Raw genomic sequence first — 3,116 nt, 5'->3', positions numbered from 1 at the left:
GTATCTCCCATCTTGGCACATCCGAAAGTCTGTTCAGCCCATTGTTGAGGAGGCAGTGGCATCATGATCTTGGTCTGTCTCAGAAAAGGATAAACCAAGATTAGGATTTGTGACTAAGAGACAGCCCAGAGGGAGGGGGCTTCATTATGTGGCACTTTCAAGCTCCCTCTCCCTTTGGGAGAGGGCTGGGGTGAGGGTAAAGCGGTGTATGAGCTACCAAAGACTCGGTATCACTTATACGCCCCCGGCATAGCCGGAAGAGTTACCTTATGATCACTTATCCCTTGGAAGGCCTGGTCGACCGGTTTCCAGAGCCTGAAGACCGACGTCGTCTTGGACGACCCTCTGCCGATGGCTTTCTGTCAGAGTGCTGACTTCTTTTCTGCTGGCCAGGCGCCCTGCGCTCATCACTCTGAGGTTGACGGGGCTCCTTAGGTTTCTTCGGTTTCTTTGGCCGTGCAGGGCGCTGGGAGAGCCGGGTTTCCGGCAGTTCATTCACCGGTTCAAAACCGGCCAGAACCTCCCGGGTCAGCACCTGGTTAATCAGCCGCTCAATATCCCGGAGCTGTTTGAATTCATCAGCACACACCAGTGACACCGCGTGTCCTTCAGCCCCAGCCCGACCGGTACGACCAATCCGGTGCACATAATCTTCCGGCACATTGGGCAGATCAAAATTCACCACCTGGGGCAGCTGATCAATATCCAGGCCACGGGCGGCAATATCCGTCGCCACCAGAGCCTGGATCTGATGATTCTTGAACTCCGCCAGTGCCCGGGTACGAGCCCCCTGGCTTTTATTGCCATGGATCGCCGCCGCTTGTATGCCCTTCCCTTCCAGGTGACGGGTCAGCCGGTTGGCGCCGTGTTTGGTGCGGGTAAACACCAGCACCTGATGCCAGTCATTATTGCGAATCAACTGGGTCAACAGGGCGGGCTTGCTTTTTTTGTCCACCGGGTAAATCCACTGCCGGACGGTTTTGGCTGTGGTATTACGGGGGGATACCGAGATTTCAACCGGGTTATGGACAATGCCTTTGGCCAGCTGACGAATCTCATCGGAAAAGGTGGCCGAAAACATCAGGTTCTGACGTTGCTTTGGCAACAGCGCCAGGATCCGGCGAATGTCATGGATAAAGCCCATATCCAGCATCCGGTCCGCTTCATCCAGAATCAGCACTTCCAGGTGTTTGAACTTCACGGCATTCTGGTTATACAGATCCAGCAGGCGGCCCGGTGTTGCCACCAGCACATCGGCTCCCCGACGAAGATTCATCATCTGAGGATTAATCTTGACCCCGCCAAACACCACGGTGGAACGCAGCGGCAAGTGCCGCCCATAAGTGGCAACACTGTCGCCCACCTGGGCCGCCAGTTCACGAGTAGGTGTCAGCACCAGCGCCCGCACCTGATTGCCTCTGGATCGCTCCCCCTGGCTTAACCTTTGCAGCAACGGCAGGGTAAAACCCGCGGTTTTGCCCGTGCCGGTCTGGGCTGCCGCCATTACATCCCTGCCTTCCAGCACCGCCGGAATCGCCTCCGCCTGAATCGGGGAAGGCTTCTCGTAGCCCTGTTCGGCAACGGCTTTCAGAAGGGGGGCGGATAACCCCAGGGAGTCAAAGGTCATGAATCAATCTCGTGTAAAGCCTAATTGCAGCCGCAGTGACTGACCAGGCGGGCGGCTAGCATACAGGTTGTGAAGGCCCCAGGCTATGGGGGTTTGCCTTTTTCATAATAAATGACCATAGAGGAAGAAAGACAATTTTCCTGCCTCCCTCTGCACAACAGGGAAGCAAACTGTTTTCACGACCCAAAAACCCGCTTTGCTTAATGTAAAGACTTGTTGATCGATGGTACTATTTCAGCCCGGTATCCGATCGCTTTTCAAAAGAGCCATCTTGTACAAATGTCGTACAAATAACAGCCTGACTATTCTTGAAGGGGCCGGGAAGGACGGTAGTGTGGGTAAAACCTTTCAGAGGCTATTTTTTGCTCATTTCGCTGACGGGCATGGCCAGCCATCACCCGACAAAAAACAAAAACCAAAGTGAGAAATAAAGCAGCAGAGCTTAAAACCACCTGAATTTCTATTAAATTACAAATAGTTATGATCGGACAGCACAGAATATTTGCAGATCATTATCAGTTCTATGTCTTTGACAGCAAAACGAATCCTTATGAAATAGAGGAGGAGTGGTCTGACGAAATAATTAGAAAAGGATACCGTCAGGGTAGAAGCAGCATACATATCATTACAACTGGCGATTACAATAGCCATGCTGTATCTATTCATATGGGCCGCCCAAGTGGTAAACCCCCAAAGGGTAGCCATGATGCCACCACTAAAATCACTACTGAATCTGGAAAGGTAAAGTTATCTTCCCCGGCCTACGGTTATGGAGATGAGCCAGAATTTGATATTGGGCCAGGGATATTTGAAATCACGATAAGGTTTATTAATATAGGATCACAAGCATCCAGTGCAGAGGAAGATTTAGAAGATTGCGATTTCTTTAAATTAAAAAATTTGGAAAGATATGAACTGTATTTCGTACCAATGAATTAATAGAGCCTGGGACAATCAAGGAAAAATCATGCGGAATCTTATAGTTGCTATAGCAGCATCAGTCGCTGTATCGGGCTGTGCTAATCACCAATACCATGAGCCACAGCCAGTTCCTGCAGGTTATTTATATAAAGGTGATTACATTAATATTAAAACGCCAAATTCCGATGGTTGGCATTTAGTGAGATCATCTCCAGAAGGCATGGAGTTCGCTAAAAATGGAAGCAAGGATAAAGAAAGTTTTGGTGCTCAGGTGCTCATGTTTCCTTTGCAAAAAACGGAAAGCGACAACAAGTTCTTATCTCTCATAATGTCTGCTGTAGAGGAAAACACTGACCAAAATCGCTTTAACATTAAAAATCTGGATTACAATCCTACAGAGAAACGAGGCTATTCTTGTGTACAAATAATCAGTGAGGCCGACAGGGCAAAAACATGATCAAGAATCAATCAGCCCAAGCACTTTCATCATATAGTCTTCATCCCAGCCACAGGTTTTACGTTTGTTCTTGATACCAGCCTTCACTGAAGTATCAAGCTTGAGAAGGTT

General features: G+C 49.4%; 3 protein-coding genes. 2 read left to right on the top strand and 1 reads right to left on the bottom strand.

The genetic code is table 11. The features are described from left to right. Positions 1 to 277: 277 nt before the first annotated feature. Positions 278 to 1,627 (bottom strand): DEAD/DEAH box helicase, encoded by a 1,350-nt coding sequence (locus ACNRUY_RS26055; protein WP_488114585.1) that lies wholly within the window; start codon positions 1,625 to 1,627, stop codon positions 278 to 280. 480 nt (positions 1,628 to 2,107) lie between these two features. Here ACNRUY_RS26055 and ACNRUY_RS26050 point away from each other — a divergent pair, with 480 nt between their 5' ends. Both ACNRUY_RS26050 and ACNRUY_RS26045 read left to right on the top strand, forming a co-directional pair. Then, positions 2,108 to 2,566, top strand: coding sequence for a hypothetical protein (locus ACNRUY_RS26050; protein ID WP_488114584.1), 459 nt, complete (start codon positions 2,108 to 2,110; stop codon positions 2,564 to 2,566). Between the two features lie 28 nt (positions 2,567 to 2,594). After that, positions 2,595 to 3,005, top strand: coding sequence for a hypothetical protein (locus ACNRUY_RS26045; RefSeq protein WP_488114583.1), 411 nt, complete (start codon positions 2,595 to 2,597; stop codon positions 3,003 to 3,005). Positions 3,006 to 3,116 lie beyond the last annotated feature (111 nt).

The sequence above is a fragment of the Endozoicomonas sp. Z74 genome (assembly GCF_057680865.1).
This window is presented reverse-complemented; position numbering and strand designations above follow the sequence as displayed.